Origin of the sequence: Stenotrophomonas sp. NA06056 (assembly GCF_013364355.1) — a bacterium.
Lineage (GTDB): Bacteria > Pseudomonadota > Gammaproteobacteria > Xanthomonadales > Xanthomonadaceae > Stenotrophomonas.
In genome coordinates, this window is record NZ_CP054931.1 from 1923575 (window position 1) to 1941884 (window position 18310).

At 65.8% G+C, this 18310-nt stretch carries 16 protein-coding genes; 14 read left to right on the forward strand and 2 right to left on the reverse strand.

What is annotated here, in order from left to right:
- Nucleotides 1–30: 30 nt before the first annotated feature.
- From HUT07_RS08510 to HUT07_RS08555, 10 genes are all read left to right on the forward strand, one after another.
- Nucleotides 31–957: a LysR family transcriptional regulator gene (locus HUT07_RS08510; RefSeq protein WP_176020569.1), complete on the forward strand. Its 927-nt coding sequence runs from the start codon at nt 31–33 to the stop codon at nt 955–957.
- A gap of 173 nt (nt 958–1130) precedes the next feature.
- On the forward strand, nt 1131–1634 hold the full coding sequence (locus tag HUT07_RS08515) for an RNA polymerase sigma factor (protein ID WP_176020570.1): 504 nt from the start codon (nt 1131–1133) through the stop codon (nt 1632–1634).
- Nucleotides 1635–1716: 82 nt separating this feature from the next.
- Nucleotides 1717–2670: a FecR domain-containing protein gene (locus HUT07_RS08520; protein WP_176020571.1), complete on the forward strand. Its 954-nt coding sequence runs from the start codon at nt 1717–1719 to the stop codon at nt 2668–2670.
- A gap of 215 nt (nt 2671–2885) precedes the next feature.
- The gene (locus tag HUT07_RS08525; RefSeq protein ID WP_176020572.1) at nt 2886–5996 is read left to right on the forward strand and encodes a TonB-dependent receptor; all 3111 of its coding nucleotides are present in this window, start codon (nt 2886–2888) and stop codon (nt 5994–5996) included.
- 56 nt (nt 5997–6052) lie between these two features.
- Entirely contained in the window at nt 6053–6817 is a 765-nt protein-coding gene (locus tag HUT07_RS08530) for a Slam-dependent surface lipoprotein (RefSeq protein ID WP_176020573.1), read from the forward strand.
- 90 nt (nt 6818–6907) lie between these two features.
- Nucleotides 6908–8368 carry a porin family protein gene (locus tag HUT07_RS08535; RefSeq protein WP_176020574.1) on the forward strand — a complete coding sequence of 487 codons (1461 nt, stop codon included), beginning with the start codon at nt 6908–6910 and terminating at the stop codon, nt 8366–8368.
- 102 nt (nt 8369–8470) lie between these two features.
- The gene (locus HUT07_RS08540) at nt 8471–8812 is read left to right on the forward strand and encodes a type II toxin-antitoxin system prevent-host-death family antitoxin (protein ID WP_176020575.1); all 342 of its coding nucleotides are present in this window, start codon (nt 8471–8473) and stop codon (nt 8810–8812) included.
- A 3-nt stretch (nt 8813–8815) separates the two neighbouring features.
- Nucleotides 8816–9469, forward strand: a complete 654-nt coding sequence (locus HUT07_RS08545) for a hypothetical protein (protein WP_176020576.1) — start codon at nt 8816–8818, stop codon at nt 9467–9469.
- A 35-nt stretch (nt 9470–9504) separates the two neighbouring features.
- Complete coding sequence (locus HUT07_RS08550; RefSeq protein ID WP_176020577.1) at nt 9505–10125, forward strand: hypothetical protein; 621 nt, start codon at nt 9505–9507, stop codon at nt 10123–10125.
- A 64-nt stretch (nt 10126–10189) separates the two neighbouring features.
- On the forward strand, nt 10190–10789 hold the full coding sequence (locus tag HUT07_RS08555) for a hypothetical protein (protein WP_176020578.1): 600 nt from the start codon (nt 10190–10192) through the stop codon (nt 10787–10789).
- A gap of 48 nt (nt 10790–10837) precedes the next feature.
- Here HUT07_RS08555 and proP read toward each other — a convergent pair whose 3' ends face one another.
- Complete coding sequence (proP, locus tag HUT07_RS08560) at nt 10838–12325, reverse strand: glycine betaine/L-proline transporter ProP (protein ID WP_176020579.1); 1488 nt, start codon at nt 12323–12325, stop codon at nt 10838–10840.
- Nucleotides 12326–12893: 568 nt separating this feature from the next.
- Here proP and HUT07_RS08565 point away from each other — a divergent pair.
- Nucleotides 12894–13310: a host attachment family protein gene (locus HUT07_RS08565; protein WP_176020580.1), complete on the forward strand. Its 417-nt coding sequence runs from the start codon at nt 12894–12896 to the stop codon at nt 13308–13310.
- Between the two features lie 5 nt (nt 13311–13315).
- On the forward strand, nt 13316–13639 hold the full coding sequence (locus tag HUT07_RS08570) for a thioredoxin family protein (protein WP_176020581.1): 324 nt from the start codon (nt 13316–13318) through the stop codon (nt 13637–13639).
- Nucleotides 13640–13737: 98 nt separating this feature from the next.
- On the opposite strand, the gene HUT07_RS08575 is transcribed toward HUT07_RS08570, so the two are convergent.
- Entirely contained in the window at nt 13738–13986 is a 249-nt protein-coding gene (locus HUT07_RS08575) for a hypothetical protein (RefSeq protein ID WP_176020582.1), read from the reverse strand.
- 607 nt (nt 13987–14593) lie between these two features.
- On the opposite strand from HUT07_RS08575, the gene HUT07_RS08580 reads away from it, so the two are divergent.
- Nucleotides 14594–15805 (forward strand): hypothetical protein, encoded by a 1212-nt coding sequence (locus HUT07_RS08580; protein WP_176020583.1) that lies wholly within the window; start codon nt 14594–14596, stop codon nt 15803–15805.
- A gap of 125 nt (nt 15806–15930) precedes the next feature.
- Nucleotides 15931–18282, forward strand: coding sequence for a GH92 family glycosyl hydrolase (locus HUT07_RS08585; protein WP_176020584.1), 2352 nt, complete (start codon nt 15931–15933; stop codon nt 18280–18282).
- The last annotated feature ends 28 nt before the right edge of the window (nt 18283–18310 follow it).

Genomic DNA, 18310 nt, shown 5'->3' on the forward strand with positions numbered 1-18310 from the left:
GGCCCGGCAAGGGCCGCAGGAGATCGTCCCGTGTTCATCGCCGACATCCGCCGCTGCGACCTCAACGACCTGTTCTATTTCGCCATGGTGGTCGAGCACGGCGGCTTCTCGCAGGCAGGGCGCGCACTGGCCATGCCCAAGTCCAAGCTCAGCCGCCGCATTGCCCTGCTGGAGGAACGGCTGGGTGTCCGCCTGATCCAACGTTCCACCCGCCGCTTTTCGGTCACCGAGATCGGCCAGGACTACTATCGCCATTGCAAGGCGATGCTGGTGGAGGCCGAAGCAGCCGAAGAGGCCATCGCGCTGTCACGCGCCGAGCCGCGTGGCACGATCCGACTGGCATGCCCGATCGCGATCCTGCACGCACGCATTGGCGTCATGCTGGCTGACTTCCTGGCCCTGCATCCGCAGGTGACCCTGCAGCTGGATGCCACCAACCGGCGCGTGGATGTGGTGGGCGAGGGCGTGGATGTGGCCATCCGCGTGCGCCCGCCACCGCTGGAGGACAGCGATCTGGTGGTGCGCGTGCTGGCCCGTCGCATCTGGTGCACCGCCGCCAGCCCGGCGCTGCTGAAGCGGATGGGTATGCCGAGCGTGCCGGCCGATCTGGCGATGATGCCGACCGTGGACCTGGCATCGCCGGCCCAGGTGCATGCCTGGGAGTACGCCGGGCCAGAGGAGGTGACGGCCAGCGTGCACCACCGGCCGCGGTTGGTCAGCGATGACATGATCGCCCTGCGCAGTGCGGCGGTGGCCGGTGTCGGCGTGCTGATGCTGCCGCGGATGATGATCACCGACGAACTGGCCAGCGGCGCGCTGGTGCCGATCCTGCCGCAGTGGCAGCCCAGGCACGGCATCGTGCATGCCGTGTTCCCCTCGCGGCGCGGCCTGCTGCCGGCGGTGCGCGCGTTGATCGACTACCTTGCCGAGCGCTTCGAGGCGCTGCAGGAACCGTAGGCACCACATCCACGCATGGCGTGGATCTACTGGACCTGTCGTCGCCTGGTGGATCCACGCCATGCGTGGATGCTGTGCGGAACTTCGCTTGCCGCGCATCGCCGCGCGGCCCACAATCCACGTCCGGACCGTCGCCATCACGCCCATCATTCCCCGGTCCGGCCTTGGCACTTATGTCTCCCAATGCCCTGGCGCTGATCGAGCTGTTGATCCGCGAGCGCCGTGCGTTGTCCCGCTTCATTGCCCGCTATCTCGACCCGGCCAGTACCGAAGACACCCTGCAGAACCTTTACCTGAAGGCCAGCAGCGTGCCCGGCGACCCGCCCATCCTCGAGCCGCGCGGGTATCTGTACCGCATGGCCTACCACCACGCGCTCAACCGCAGCCAGGCCGACGCACGCGAACGGCGAGCCATGGCCGAGTACGCCAGCGACCTGGCCGATGCCCGCAATGATGGTGAGGCGCAGGCGCTGGACCAGGCCCAGCTGCGCGAGATCAGCCAGACCATCCTGGCGCTGCCGCCACAGGTGCGCGAGTGCTTCGTGCTCAACCGTTACCTGGGCCTGAGCGAGCGCGAGATCGCCGTGCGCCTGGGTATTTCCAAGAGCGTGGTGGGCAAGTACGTGCTGCGTGCGGCGCTGCTCATCCAGCAACACCAGCAGGGAAGCCGTGCATGACATGTATGTGCCGTGGGCAGATGCCGCCCGTCGTTGTCTCAACTGTAAGGCGCACCCGTTGGTGGTGCTGCAGGCCACAATCATGACTACGTCCACACCCTCGCCGCGTCAGGCCAGGCAGGCGTTGCGCTGGGTGATACGGTGCAATGCGGGCCGGTTGCCGGAGCGCCAGCAACGCGCCCTGCAACGCTGGCTGCAGGCCGATCCCCGGCATGTCGATGCCTGGCGCCAGCAGCAGGCCTTCTGGCAGAGCCTGGATGCCGCCGGCCCGGAGGTACTGGCCGCACTTCCGCAACTGACTGCCGAACCGGCGCTTCGGCCGCTGCAACCGCGGCGTCGACTGCCTTGGCTGCTTGCCAGCGCGGCGGTGCTGCTGCTTTCGGTGACAGCGGCGCCGCACGCGTGGCTGCTGGTCCGCAGCGATGTGCGCAGCGGCAACGCGCCGCGCACCGTGCAGCTGCAGGATGGCAGCACCGCCATGCTGGACGCAGGCAGCGCGCTGGCGCTTGATTTCAGCGATGGCCAGCGCCGCCTGCGGTTGCTGCGTGGCAGCGCTTGGTTCCAGGTCGCGCACGAAGCACGACCGTTCGAGGTGGAGGCAGGCGGTGGCGAGATCCGTGACATCGGAACGGCGTTCAGCGTTGCATTGCAGGATGCCGTGGTGACCACCGAGGTCAGCCAAGGCGAAGTCGAGGTCAGGCCGGGGCATGTCGCTGCGCAGCGGCTGCAGGCCGGGCAGGCACGCGCGTTCCGTGATGGCCGCTGGCTGCAGCCGCTGCAGTTGACCGATGTGGATGCCATCGCACCGTGGCGACGCGGCGAGATCGTCATTGATGATCTGCCTGCGCAACAGGCCATCGAGCGTCTTGCCCGCTATCGGCGTGCGCCGGTCTGGGTTCTGCGCGGGCAGGGCGCGCAGGTGGCGGTGAGCGGGTTGTTCCATCTGCAGCAGGCCGATGCGGCCATTGCCGCCGTGGCCCAGCAGGCCGGCCTGCGCAGCCAGCGCCTGCCGGGCGGCGCGTTGTTGTTGTGGTGATCCCGGGCGGGTGGCGGGTGGGTTCATCCACGCATGGCGTGGATCTACTGGTGTGATTCGATGATCTGCCGATCAACCCAAAAAACCGTGGGCAGATCCCATCCCGCGTTGTCTCTAGTGGTATAGCCAGAGCGAAACCGCGTTTCTTCTCAAGCCAACCGAACCGCGTGCACCCGATGTGCGCACGGTCCCGCCACCTTGAGGAGTCACCGTTCATGCCGTTCCCGGCATCTGCCCGTCATCGCCGCGCCACCGTCCTTGCCATGGCCATCGCCACGGCACTGCTTCCCTTCGCATGGGCGCCGACCGCCCGTGCCCAGGCCGATGCCGCCTCCGTGCGCGCGTATGCCATTCCCGAACAGGCCTTGGCCGACGCAGTCCGCAGCTTCGGCCGCCAGTCGCAGGTGCAGGTGGTGTTCCGCAGCGATCTGGTGGAGGGGCGACGCTCGCGTGCGGTGCAGGGCCAGTACGGCCCCGCCGAAGCACTGGAGCAGTTGCTGCAGGGTAGTGGCCTGCGCGCGCAGCAGGAGCCGGGCGGTACCTGGACCCTGCAGGCCACCGCCGATGACGCTGGGGTAGTGGTCACCGACACCCTGAAAGTGGGCGGGCGCCTGCAGGCCGACGGCGGCGAAACACGTGATCGTTGGGGATACGACGATGTGTTCGCGCTCGACCTGAGTACGGCCTATTCCGGTCGCGAACGGGTGGAGCGCTACCGCGGCGCCAACCCCGCCGACGTGGTCAAGGACCTGGTCGGGGTGTTCAGCGGTGACGCCCGCAACAGCGGTGCGCTGGACCTCAACATCCGCGGCATCCAGGGGCCCGGACGGGTGCCGGTCAGCATCGACGGTGGCGAGCAGGCGCTGACCGTATGGCGGGGCTACAACGGCGTCAGCAACCGCAACTACATCGATCCCAACCTGATTGGTGGCATCCAGGTCATCAAGGGGCCAGCGTTGGTGCGCGATGTACACAGCGGCATCGGCGGAGCGATGGTCATCAAGACCCTCGACGTCGATGACATCGTGCCGGCCGGTGAGCGCTTCGGCGGGGAGCTGAAGATCGAAGGCAGCAGCAATGCGGTGTCACCGCGCCTGCCACGGCTGCACACCGGCGAGGACTACCGCACGGTGGATGGCTTCCCGCAGCAGTCGCCGAACTCGCCCTATGCTGACCGCACCCTGGTGGTGCCGGTGAAATCGCGAAGCGGTGACAACCCGTTCGATGGTGATGACCAGGCCTGGCGCCTGGCGCTGGGCTGGCGCGGTGAGCGGGTGGACGTGATGGCGGCGTACGCGTGGCGCAAGCGTGGCAACTATTTCTCGGGTAGCAAGGGCAGTGCCTACTACGACCAGGAGCCACGCGAGCAGTACGAATACCAGGGCATCGACTACATCACCACGCTGGCGCGCTACTTCAAGCCGGGGGATGAAGTGCCCAATACCTCCAGCGAACAGGAATCGTGGCTGTTGAAGGGCACCTGGCAGATCAACGATGACCAGCAGCTCAAGGCTACCTGGCGGCACACCCTCTCGCACTATGGCGAGATCATGCCCTCGCGCATCCTGTCCGCACCGGATTACGGGCGCATCCAGTGGCCGCTCAGCCGGGTCGATTCCGATGCCTGGAACCTGGAGTACCGTTGGCAGCCGGCCGGCAGCCGCTGGCTCGACCTGCGCGCCAACCTGTGGCGGACCGAAACCAACAGCGATACCTATACCGCCGGTGGCTTCCCCAACTTCGCCACGGGCAACCCCGATTGGGATTCCAGCCGCAGCCCGATCCTGCGCAACACCGCCCTGGCCAATGCGCGCAACGACCGTACCGGGCTGACCCTGAGCAACCGCTTCGGCCTGCATTCCACGCTTGACCTGACCGTGGGCGGCAACTGGCAATATGAAAAACTGGGGTCGGCAGACCCGTACTTCGGCGTCAGCGATGGCTGGCGCATGTACCCGCGCGCGGGCCGTCGCCAGGAAGGCGAGGGCTACCTCACGCTGGAGTGGCGCCCGGTCGATTTCCTCACCCTCAATGCCGGCGTGCGCTACAGCCGCTACTGGGCCTTTGATGACTTCCTCGGCGAGCATCCCGAACTGCTGACCCGCGGGGTGGGCGGCAAGCAGGCGACCTACCGGGTCAATGAGTTGCCGGAGCGCCCAGCCAGCGTGCAGGCACAGGTGGATTCGCTCGAGGCCGAGCGCGCCTTCTGGGAGAGCATCGGCATGGGCTGGTTCGTCGACGATGCGATCCGTGGCCTGCTGCAGAGTTACCAGACGCCACAGCCGGTGGAGCACACCATCGCCTGGCTGCCCGATGCCGACGGCAACTACTCCCGTGCCACCAATCCGTGCCTCAATGGCGAAGTGGCCGCCATCCCCGGCGCGCTGCCGGTGTTCCCCGGCAGCGACCTGGTCTGCAGCATCCGCAATACAGTGCAGTCGCGGCCGGTGGATGGACGCAATACCCGCCGTCGCGACCATGCCTGGCTGCCCACGTTCTCGGCAGCGATGAACCTGTCGCCGGCCGCGCGCATCTACCTGCGCTATAGCGAGGCGGTGCGCTTCCCGAGCATGTTCGAGAGCACCATTGCCTTCTCCAGCAGCCTCAATCCGCTGTACGCGCTCAAGCCCGAGCATGCCTACAACTACGAGCTGGGCTATGTGCACAACCTGTCGGCGCTGTTTGGCGGCACGGCCGATGCCGACGTCAAGCTGGCCTACTACGTGCACAAGACGCGCGATGTGATCGAGCGCGATGCCTATTTCCTGTTCGACAACATCGACAAGCAGACCATCCGCGGCATCGAACTGCAGGCGCGCTTCGACAACCGGCGCTTCTTCAGCGACCTGGGTATCGCGCGCACGCTGGAAAACGAGGTGTGCGACGAGAGCAGCGCGGTGCTGCTCGACGCCAACCGCGGGCTGGTGCCGAACTGCGTACAGGACGGCTTCGTGGGTGGTTACCTGCTGACCCAGGCGATTCCCAAGCTGTCGGTGAACCTGTCACTGGGCACGCGCCTGTTCGATGAGCGGCTGGAACTGGGCAGCCGCATCGTGCACTACCGGCGCCATGACAACCCGGACCTGCAGGTCTACCGCGATCGTCTGCTGGCCGGTGGCAGCAGCCTGCTCTGGCAGAACGTGCCGTTCACCTGGGGAAACATCACCACGATGGATGCCTATGCGCGCTGGCGCTTCAACGACCACGCCAGCGTCGAGCTGGTCGGCAGCAATCTTGGCAACCGCTATTACGTCGACCCGGCCACGCGCTCCACGCTGCCGGCGCCCGGTCGCACCCTGAAGCTCGCAGTCACCGCGCGCTTCTGAAGCCTCACCGATTCAAGCGTTGTACCTGTAGTTCCCTCAATCCAAGGAGTTTTTCCATGAAAATGATCTCCCGTTCCCTGCTCACCGTCGCCGCCAGCCTGGCCCTGGCCGGTGCGGCCCACGCTGCCGATATCGTCGGTGCCGCCAGCGCCGTCACCGATCCGCAGTTGAACGTCAATGTCGGCGAATCGCAGGTCAATGGTGGCCCGCACGTCGCTGGCAAGGCCGGTATCGGCGTCGGCACCGTCTCAGGTGGCACGCGTGTGGACTTCCAGGGCCTGAGTGCCTACTCGGCACCCACCGTCATCAACGGCACCACCGTGCGCACCCTCGCCATGCCGATCACCGGTACCCCGGGCAACCATGCCGGCATGGGCCACTTCAACTTCGTCAAGGTCGGTAGCGGCGATGTCTGGTTCGGAGAATGGTCCAAGGATGGCGCGGCCGGCGGCTTCAACAACCGTCAGGTCTACTTCGTCGGTGATCGCACCGGCACCACGTTGCCGGCAGGCGTGGCCACCTACGCCGTCGCAGGTCTCAACAAGTTCAGTGGCAGCAACCTGCTCAGCGGTACCTTCCGCGCTGACTTCGGCACCGGCCGCCTCAATGGCGCGCTGGCCGGCTCGGGCCTGACCGTGGCCGTGGCCGCATCGATCAACAGCGCCAACGCGTCGTTCGCCGGTTCGGCCACGGCCAACGGTACGGTTGCCGGCACCAGTCAGGGCCAGTTCTTCGGCGCCAACGCCGCCACCCTGGCCGGTATCGCCACCTTCGCCGGCAACAGCCAGTACGACACCGCCTTCGGCGGCAGCAAGAACTGATCGCCACGCCCCTGACGGGGCAGAGCAGGGACAAGCCGCGATCCGCCAGTCCCTGCTTCGGCCCGCGATGTTGCTTCAACCGGATCGAGCATGCGCCACCTTCTCTTTCTTTTCGTCCTGTTGCTGGCATGGCCGGCCAACGATGCCCACGCCCAGCAGGATGACCTGCGCCGTGTGCTTGAACAGGGCAGTGAACTGCGTTACCAGCAGCAGGACCTGCAGCGCCTGCGCCAGGCCGAAGGCGAGCGCCCCACGGTGACCATCGACGGCCAGCAGTATCGGGTCGAACGCAACGTCGACGACCTCGGCCAGGCGCTCTACCTGTCGCTGCAGCACCAGCAGTGGCAGGCCGTCGCCGCCTTCCTTGCCGAGTACATCGAACTGCCGGGCCACGACCCGCTGCTACGCCACTATGCGCAGGGCGCACTGGCGCGGGTGGGCGGCCAGCATGGCAAGGCCGCCGCCGAATACGAGGCTGTGCTCGCCGCACAGCCGGACTTCCTGCCGGCGCGGCTGGAGCTGGCGCGTGTCTATGCCGAAGATCAGCGCGACCGCGATGCCATGGCGTTGTTCAGCGCGATCGCCGCCGGCATCGACAGCGATGATGTCGCTACCGCCGGCGTGCGTACGCGGGTGGACAGTTATCTGGAGGCCCTGCGGGCGCGCCAGCACTGGAAAGGTGCAATGGCGCTGGGCCCGGCCTGGAGTGACAACATCAACCGCAGCTCGGCCAGCCGCACCTGCCTGTTCGGCGACGGCACCACCTGCTTCATCGAGCGCACGCTGCCCGATGCGCAGGCTGCGTTCGGCCTGGATTTCGACGGCAGCCTGGAGCGGCGCCTGCCGCTCGCCGGTCACCATGGACTGTATGTGCGGGGTCTCGCCTTCGGCCAGATATGGCGCGACCACCGCCAGTACAACGAACTCAACGCCAGCCTGCAGGCCGGCTACAGCTGGCGCAGCGCCCGCCACACGTTGCTGTTGGCGCCCAGCTATGACTACCAAGCGCAGGGCAATCGCGCCCTGCAGGGCGGCAGTGGCATGCATGGCGAATGGCAGTTCGCGCTGGATGCGCGCAGCCTGCTCAAGCTGGAGGCGGACTGGAAGCGCCAACGCTATCGGCAGCAGGGGTTGGCCAGCAACTACGACGGTGAGCTGGCGGCGATCTATGCCACCTGGTTCCGCGCGCTCAATCCACGCTGGACGTTGTTTGCCGGGGTCGACCTGAGTGACAGCAGCGCCGCCGATCCTGCCAATGGCTATCGCCAGCGTGGCTTGCGCCTGGGCGCAGCACGCCAGTGGAGTGACACCACGGCCACCGTGTTCGTGTCGCTGCGCGAGCGGGACTACGATGCCTGGAGCCCGCTGCTGGAAGCACGGCGACAGGACAGCGAGCAGAACCTGATTGCCATCGTGCGCAGCGAGCGCCTGGCCGTTGCTGGCCTGGTACCCAGCCTGAGCCTGCGCTACGCGCGCATCGACAGCAACGTGGACTGGCTGTACAGCCACGACCGCAGCCTGCTGAGCCTGAAATGGGAACGGGCGTTCTGATCCGCCGGGCGGGGCGGGAGGGGCGGGGCGGAATAGTCCATTTATCCCCAATTTGGCCAAATTGGGTATAGTGGGCCCATACCCCTCCGTTGGAGCCGTGCCATGACCCTCCCGCTCGACCTGCCTGGCCTCGACAAGGCCCCGGCGTCCTCGGTCAAGACCCGCGGCTGGCCCAGCCTGATGCGTACCGTGCGCGAGAAGCAGGCGCTGGTCATCACCAACCACAACCACCCCGAAGCGGTGATCGTGGACATCAGGACCTACCAGGAGCTGCTGGCCAGGGCGAGCGGTGGCGACGCTGACGAGCGCAGCGACGTGCTTTCACGCCTGCGTACCGAGTTCGACCAGGCGCTGGTTGGGCTGCAGCGGGGTGAGGGGCTGGGCAAGGTGATGGGCAAGCCGATCCGCCGCGGCCATAAGGTCGCGCTCGGCCGTCCGCTCTGAATCGTGGGGCGGATACTGGCGTTGGCCGGCGTCAACGGCGCCGGCAAGAGTTCGCTGCTCGGCACCTGGCTGGAGGCCGACGGCCTGGGCTGGTACAACCCGGACAGCTTCACCCGACGCCTGGTGGAGGCGGGCTGGTCATTGCCCGAAGCCAACGCTGAAGCGTGGCAGGAGGGCGCACGACGGCTGCGCAAGGCCATCGCTGACGGCAGCGACTTCGCCTTTGAAACCACCTTGGGCGGCAACACCATTCCACGCCTGTTGCGCGAGGCCTGCAGTCAACACGACGTGGCGATCTGGTTCTGCGGATTGGCTACGGTTGAACTGCATGTGGCCCGTGTGGCGACCCGCGTTGCCGCCGGTGGCCACGACATCCCGCAGGACAAGATCCGCGCCCGCTTCGATTCCGCGCGCGAGAACCTGTTGGCATTGATGCCGCACCTCGCCGAACTGCACGTGTATGACAACAGTGCGCCAGCCGATCGGCATGGGCGTGTTGCCCCCTTGCCGGTGCTGGCGCTGGATCGCCTGGGCCTGCAGTATCCGGTGTCGGTGGTGGAGCTGCTGCATACCCCGGACTGGGCCAAGCCCATCGTCATGCGTGCGATGGAGCTGCATGCGGACGGCACGTCGCTTGCCGGCCCGCCTGTGCGATGATCCGACTCCGCAGATTCATTGATCGAGGAACAGGGATGTACGAGCGGAAGCATTGGCAGGCCATTGGCCTGCGCGCGCTGGTGGCGGCCATGGCATTGACGGTGGCGGCACCGCTGCTGGCACAGGATGCAATGCCGGCCGATGCCAAGGACGAGGCGAAAAACGAGCCGATGAGCTACGACAGGGCACGTCGTGCAGCCGAGGCGTCCCTGCGCCTGCACCCGGGCACCGACAGCCAGTACGACTACCGCCCGCTGTGGGCCGGCAATGCCGACCTCGATGGCGATGGCCGCCCGGAGATCGTCTATCTCTACACCGCGACCCAGACCGGAAGCGCGATGCAGCTCAACGAACTGGTGGTGATGACCCCGCTGGCCGAAGCCGATGCACGGGGCCAGTCCGCGTCACCGGGAAAATCCGCCTATGACGACGAAACCTACACGTTGATCCGCGCGTCCGGTTACGCCGATGACACTGCCGTGCACATTCCCGGTGAAATGGAAACGATCACCTTGGACGGTGACCGCATCCGCGTGACCTTCAACAGCACCCGCAATTCAAAGCTGTGCGTGCGTGGCAAGGTAGCCTGCCCACCGGAAGGACAGCACGCCTGGGTGTATCGCTGGAGCCAGGGCAAGCTGAGCCGCGCCGAGTAATCCGCATCAACGGCAGCGCCGGGCCATGCCCGGCGCATGCAGGGCATCCACCAAGGAGAACACCATGCACGGATCTGCATCGTCCTGTTCCATCCTGCTGCCGGCCGCATTCGCGCTTTACGCGATGGTCGGCTGCGCTCCAGCATCTGCGGCGTCGACCGCATCGCCACCGAGCCTGGTACAGGCGTTCCACGCAGCCGAGGCCTCGCTGCGTCGTATCCCGGGCGATGACATTGAAAGTGATTTCCGCCCTGTGTGGACCGCCGTTGCCGATCTGGACGGTGATGGGCGCGCCGAGGTGGTGTACTTCTACACCTCTACCTATACCGGTGGCTCGTTCGCACAGAGCAATGTGATTGCGGTGATGACGGCACTGGCAGCGGATGATCCACGCGGCAAGGAAAACCCCAAGAGCCTGTCGCGAGTGGAGGCAGAGGACTTCGCCGCCATCCGCGCGTCAGGTTACGGCGATGATGCGGGCGAGCAGATTCCGGGTGCAGTGCACTCCATCAGGATCGAAGGTGACCGCATCATCGTCGCGTTCAAGGTCGTTGCCGGTGCGAGCACCTGCGATGTCATGGACTACAAGCATGTCTGCCCGCCGGATGGCGACTATGTCTGGACCCTGCGCTGGACGCCGGGCAAGCTGACCCGCGTCGACTAGCGTGCACAGCCGGCAGGGCCAGGCACTGCCCGGCCCTGCCGGCCTTGCTCAGGCCGGAGTCACCTGTTCCGGCTCTGCCGCCTCCGGCAACGGCGGCAGGGCGCGGTCAACCGTTACCGGTGCATCGCTCTTCAGCAGCGCGGCTGCCTCCTTGTCGCAGCCCACGGCCGGCGGTGAACCGCGCAGCGGCAGGCCGGCGGTTTCCTTCACGAAGATCATCGTGATCAGGCCGATCACCGCTGCACCCATCAGGTAGTAGGCCGGCACCAGCGGATCACCGGTGCGTTCCACCAGCCATGCGGTGACCAGCGGCGTGGTGCCGCCAAACAGCGACACCGACACGTTGAACGCAATGGACAGCGCGCTGTAGCGTACCGGCGTGTAGAACAATGCCGGCAGCGTGGAGGGCATCGAACTGGTAAAGCACACCAGCGCCAGGCCCAGCAGCATCAACCCAAGGAAGATCAGCCAGTCGTTGCCGCTGCCCACCAGCAGCAGGCTCGGCACCGCCAGCACCAGCAGCGCGATGCAGGCGCCGATGATCATCGGGCGTCGGCCCAGCTTGTCGCTGAAAAGGCCGCCAATGATGTTCAACGGCATCATCACCAGCATCACGATGATGATCAGCAGCAGGCCCTTGCTCTCCGCATAACCCATGGTCACGCTCAGGTAGCTGGGCATGTAGGTCAGCAGCATGTAATCGGTCACATTGAACACCAGCACCAGACCCATGCACACGATCAACTGCCTGCCGTGCACGCGCAGCAGCTCACCCAGGCCCGGACGCTCGTGGTCACGCTTCTCGGCCTCTTCCGCATAGGCGCGGAAGGCCGGTGTTTCCTCCAGCCGCATGCGCATGTACAGGCCCAGCAGGCCGAGTGGGCCGGCCACCAGGAACGGAATGCGCCAGCCCCAGTCCAGCATCTGTCCGCTGCTCAGCAGCATGTGCAGTGCGGTGACCGTACCGGCACCGGCGATGTAGCCGCCCAGCGTACCGAACTCCAGCCAGCTGCCCATCAGGCCGCGGTTGCGGTCGGTGGAGTACTCGGCGATGAACGTTGCTGCGCCGCCATACTCGCCGCCGGTGGAGAAGCCCTGCACCACGCGCGCGAGCAGCAACAGCACCGGCGCCCAGATGCCGATGCGTTCGTAAGAGGGAATCAGGCCGATGGCGAAGGTGCCCAGCGCCATCATGATCATGGTGAAGGCCAGTACCTTCTGGCGCCCATAGCGGTCGCCAAGGGGCCCGAACACCATGCCGCCCAGGGGGCGTACCAGGAAGGCCACGGTGAACGTGGCGAACGCAGCGATTACCTGCGCAGTGGGGTTGCTGGACGGGAAGAACACCTGGCCGATGGTGACGGCAAGATAGCCGTAGACACCGAAGTCGAACCATTCCATCGCATTGCCCAGTGCAGCGGCGCCCACGGCGCGCTTGAGCATGGGTTTGTCGACAACGGTGATCTCGTCGACCTTCAGATGGCGGCGGCGTTTGAACCAGCCGAAATGGGCATGGGCATCGGAGTTGTCCTGCATGGGGACTCCCTTGGAAGAATGGAAATGGAATGCGCGGTACGGATGTCCCGAACGTCGGAAACGGCGATGCAGGCGCAGCAGGCGCAGGGGCATCGAATGGAAGGCCCGGAACGGGGCGGAAGCGGTGCGCGATGAACGCCGTGCACGCGACAAGCATTGCCTGCTGCCAGAATGCAGGACAATCGGATAGGTCCGATTACGTGTCAGTGCACGCGTGGTGGTGACAGGCGCAGTGTGCGGGCGGGGCAGGGCCCGCAGGCGTCATCCGCCGGGATCCAGCGCGAGGCGATGGAAAGGCGAGGGGGAAACAATGATGGAAAGCGAAGCGCCAGTCGGCAGTGCTTCCCGCATGCCAGCAACAGGTGCTGACGCGCAGTGGGTCGTGTCGATCATGCGTTCATGATAACGATTACAGTGTGAGCGTGCCGAGAATCGCGCCAGCACGAACGCAGCGTTCCACGTCGCCTGTTCATGCAGATGACCCGCGCACATCGAATGAACATGTTGTGCTCACCTCGCTCACGCCACGCCTTTTACGGTGGCTACGAACCAACGCAAGGAGTAACGCATGACCCGTCGCATTCCCGAAGGCACTCTGGTTGTCGTCGCCGATGGTGGCTCGGCCCGCGTATTCACCAACGTCGGCAGCGAGCACAAGCTCACCTTGAAGCAGGAGGGCGAGCTGCGCCTGCAGGACATCAGCCAGCAGGGTGTGTCCGGGCAGGGGCCGTCCGGCGCGGTGCCCAAGGACATGTCGATCTCGCAGCTCAACGAAGCGACCTTCGCCAAGCAGGTGGCCGAGCAGCTCAACGAAGATGCGCTCAACAACCGCTACGCGCATCTGGTGCTTATCGCCGATCCCACCACGCTGGGCCGCATCCGTCCGTTGCTGCACAAGGAGACGCAGGCGCGGCTGCTGGTCGATATCGCCAAGGATCTGACCAACGCGCCGCTGGAAGACATCCAGCGCACGCTGCAGGCGTAAGCGGCATGCCCTTCATGCGTGATCATGTCGCCGCCGAACCGGCCCGTGCGGAGGTGGATGCGCAGGCCGGTTGGTTGCTGCTGGAATTCGGCGCGCCCTGGTGCGGTCATTGCCAGGCCGCGCAACCGCCACTGCAGGCCTTCGTGGACGCGCATGACCTGGCGCACTGGAAGATCGAAGACGGCAAGGGCAAGCCGCTGGGCCGCTCGTTCCAGATAAGGCTTTGGCCGACGGTGATCCTGTTGCGTGATGGCAAGGAAGTGGCGCGCGTGGTGCGGCCGGTGGATGCGGCAGACCTTGCAACGCTGCAGAGCGCGCTGCCGGATTGACCGGCTCCTGTAGAGCCGAGCCCATGCTCGGTTTGCTCCGCCAGCAAGCGTAGTGCTCGATCACACCAGAGCCGAGCATGCGCTCGGCTCTACACGCTTCAATGCAGCGTCACCCGCACGTGCTGCTCGCGCAGTTCATGCAGCAACCGCCTGCCATGTTGGCTCAGCGCCATCATCGCCACCGTGATCTTCTGCAGGCTGTAGCCCGGTCGTAGAAGCACCTGTGGATCGGCCGGCTCGTTCTCGCCGATCAGCATCGCCATGCCCTCGGCGATGTTCAGGGCGTGCTCGATGCGGAAGAACAGTGATTCCATTTCCGGGGTCAGGATGGGCGGTTCATGCGACATGCGATGGCTCCTTGAAGGACGTGGCCCCCCGGAAGGGTGGTGGGCGATGCGGGGTTGGAACTTCGGCTGAGCTTTGGGAAAAGCCGAAGGGCCATGCGGCCGCCGCGCACCGCCCGCCGCAGTCAAGGCAAGCAGCTCCCAGGGCTCATTTCGGGGTTCCACACCCGGCAGCGGGTGTGCGCTGCGGTGCCATCGTGCGCAGGTCGCGGGCCGGATTGCCAACCTGTAGAACCCCTGCCGCATTCGCTTGCTCGCCACCGGTAGCGTCGGCCATGGCCTGACTTCATCTGTGTGGCCTCAATCGCGATATGCAGCGTCATCAAAGACCCTCCTGTTGTCGCCAATGATTCGAAAAGGATCTCAGGCGAGCCGCGTGGTTTCCATGCAACGGCTTGTACTTCTGCAAGGCCACATGCGTCAGAGGCATGCCTTGGTCGACGTCCTCCCGGGCACGGGCAGGCCGTGGCGTGATGCGGTATAACGGCGGGGCCGGCGCCGGGGAAGGCGTCGGTATCGAACCCGCAGGACCGTTGTCTGCCGTTGCAACTGCATCGATGGGCGGCTTGCCGCGCCCATTTGTCGATCATTGGACGAACAGGGGGTAACGATGAACAGGTTTCTGAGCAACATGATGATGCTTGCCGCGACGCTCGCAGTCAGCACGGCACACGCCGCCAACGTGGTGTACCCGGACGGAGAGAGGCAGCAGGCGCCCGATGCCATTTTCCTCGACCGCGCCGGCGATCTGTATCCGCCGTTCGGCGTGCCGGTTGATACCGCGGCGATGCTGACCCTCGATCCGGATGTGGGTGCCGTAGCGCCACTGGAAGTGGTGACGCTGCGTGGCATGTACCGATGGCAGGCCAGTACCGGCAAGCCCGGATGGAAGAAGCTGCTTGCGCATGCGCAGGTTGAAGGCAGCAGCGATTTCGACCGTGATTGGGAGGCGGTGCAGGACGCGCTGCGAAGGACGGTAGTCAAGCAGTTGAATGCACAGAAGGGCGCGGACGTGCTGCTGGTGGTGCACGGGTTCAACAACGATTTCCGCGGCGCCAACAAGTGGCTCGTGCCCTTCGAAAAGGCGGTGTTGGAGGCTTATCCGCAAGTACGCAGCACTCGCGTGTATTGGGATGGGCTGCTGGGAAACGACGCCGGCATCGGCATCTGGGGCGAGGCCCAGTACAACGGCCCGCGCGTGGGACAGCAACTGCGCCGTGTGCTGAATCAGCTGGATGCAGACCTGCGGGTGAGGATATTCACCCACAGCTCCGGGGCCTACGTGGTGACCAACGCGTTGGGCGACGGCAGTCACAGCTATCGCGGCTTCGAGGGGTCGGTACAGCTGAAGGAGCGTGCCGGCGCGCTTGATGGCGCCTACGCCGTGCCGAGGAACATCACGGACCTGCGAGTGGCCATGTTGATTCCGGCGCAGCCACTGAGCGCCTTCGACGGCTTCGCCCAGGGCACGAAAGGCGTAGTACCGACGCGCTTGATCCTCGGCACCAGCCCACGTGACAAAGCGGCCACCAAACTGGGTGTGTCATGCGCCATTGGCGGGAACACCTGCATGGCCGTGCGCACCGCCGAAGCATTCCAATGGTCACGCAAGGCGCTCGCACCGCAGGCCGGGCAACTGATGGTGATCGGCTTCCCGGCGCCGGCGACAGGCCACCATGAGCACGGCGTGCAGTGGTACATGGAGGACCGGGAGCAATGGCAGGCACTGCTCGGCCAGTTGTTGGGCGATGCCAGTGGATGCCCGGCGAGCGGCAAGACCTGGTGCCAGGCCAGTGATGGAAAGGAGCTGGCAGCTCGCTGATGATTCCGCCCGCCCTGTCGCCGTATCCCTCGCCCGGCAGGGCGGGTCGTCATGCATGACCGCAGCGCAGCATGCGACACCGCCACCCCGATGCTAGGATCTGGGTACCACCTGAATCGATCCAAATGCCGATGCCCACGCTGGACCGTCGTCTCCTGATCGCTGTCGCCGCCACGGCGATGTTCGCCTCCGGCCTGGCTGCGGCCGCCCCGGCCAAGACCGCTGCCGACAAGGCCTACGCCTCGGTTGATCCGTTCATTGGTACCGGCGGAGAGGGACATACGTACCCCGGTGCGACGGTGCCGTTCGGCATGGTCCAGCTCAGCCCCGACACGCGCATCCAGCCGCGCGAGAAGGCCTACGGCTGGGCGGCGGGCTACCGCTACGACGACACCAGCATCGTCGGTTTCTCGCACACGCATTTCTCCGGCACCGGCCATTCCGACCTGGGCGACATCCTGTTGATGCCGTTCACCGGCAATCCGGGCCTGGAGCGCGGCGACCCGGAAAAGCCGCGTAGTGGTTACGCCTCGCGTTTCCGCCACGATGACGAGAAGGCCGAGCCGGGCTACTACGCGGTCACCCTGGACGATTACAAGGTTCGCGCCGAGCTGACCACCAGCGCCCGCGTAGGCGTGCATCGCTACGCGTTCCCGAAGGGCAGCGAGGCCAAGGTGCTGCTGGACATGCGGACCAGCATGTACGACTACCCGGGCAAGATCCTGTGGTCGCGGGTACGCGTGCGTGGCGATGGCACCATCACTGGCTTCCGTGAGACGCGCGGCTGGGCCGCCGGCCGCCAGCTGTATTTCGCGATGCGCTTCTCGCGGCCGCTGGCCGGGCACGAACTGCACAACACCGAGCAGGACATCGTCTACAAGGGCTTCGCGCCCCCGGGCGAGAAGGATCCGAAACAGCGAGCGCAGATTGAGGGGCGGCAGCTGGTCGGCACCTTCGACTTCGGCAAGCTGGACGCACCGTTGGTGGTGAAGGTGGCGATTTCGCCGGTCAGCGAGGCCGGTGCGATTGCCAACCTGGATGCCGAAGTAGCCGACTTCGATTTCGACCGCGTGCGTGCGCAGGCAAAGCAGGAGTGGACGCAGGCGTTATCGGTGCTGGATATCGATGCGCCGGAGCACGCACGTCGCAGCGCTTACACCGCCCTCTACCACACGCTGCTGGGGCCGACGCTGTTCATGGATGCCGACGGCCAGTACCGCGGCGCTGACAACGCCGTGCACCAGGCCAAGGGCTATACGAACTATTCGACGTTCTCGCTGTGGGATACCTACCGCGCCCTGCATCCGTTGTTGACGCTCGTGCAGCCGGAGAAGCGCAACAGCGATTTCGTCAATTCCATGCTGGCCCATCACGAGCACAGCCCTTACGGCATGCTGCCAGTGTGGTCCTTCCACGGCCTGGAAGACTGGTGCATGATCGGCTACCACGCAGTGCCGGTGATCGCCGATGCCTACGTGAAGGGCATCCGCGGTTTCGACGCGGACAAGGCGCTGAAGGCGATGGTGGAGACTGCCAACTACGGCCCGTACGACGGTATCGCGCAGTACCGCGAGCTGGGGTACGTGCCGATTGATGAAGAAGGCGAGGCAGCCAGCAAGACATTGGAGTACGCCTTCGATGACTGGACCATCGCGCGCATGGCACAGGCGATGGGCAAGGCCGATGTGGCGGCAACCTTCGACAAGCGTGCTGGCAACTGGCGCAATGCCTTCGACAAGGACACCGGTTTCATGCGTGCGCGCAAGCGCGATGGCAGCTTCCGCACGCCGTTCGACCCCAGCGCCAGTGGCTACGGCACCGACTACACCGAAGGCAACGCCTGGCAGTATTCGTGGTACGTGCCGCAGGACGTTGCAGGCCTTGCAGCCGCGCATGGTGGCAGCGACGCGCTGCTGGCGCGCCTGGATGAAGTGTTCAACGCCAAGGTCGATCCGGCCATCTTCGAACACATGGAAGACATCACCGGGCTGATCGGCTGGTATGCGCATGGCAACGAGCCCAGCCACCACGTGGCCTACCTGTACTCGCATGCCGGGCAGCCGTGGCGCACGCAGGCGCGGCTGAAACAGATCATGGACACGCAGTACGCCGACCGCCCCGACGGCCTGGCCGGCAACGATGACGTCGGCCAGATGTCGGCGTGGTACGTGTTCACCGCGCTGGGCTTCTACCCGGTGGCACCGGGCTCGGGCGAGTACATCCTCGGCCGCCCGTTCCTGCCGAAGACCGCGCTGCGCCTGCCCAATGGCAAGACCTTCACCATCGTGGCCGAAGGCCTGGATGACAAGCACACGTATGTGGGCAGCGTGACCCTCAACGGCAAGCCGTTGCAGCGCACCTTCCTGCGCCATGATGAGATCCTCGCCGGTGGCGAACTGCATTTCAGCATGCAGGCCGAACCGAACAGGGATTGGCCGGGGCAGGGTGCGCAGGCGCCGTATTCGATGAGCCGGTGACGCAGCGCCCACCAAGGTGGGCGACTAC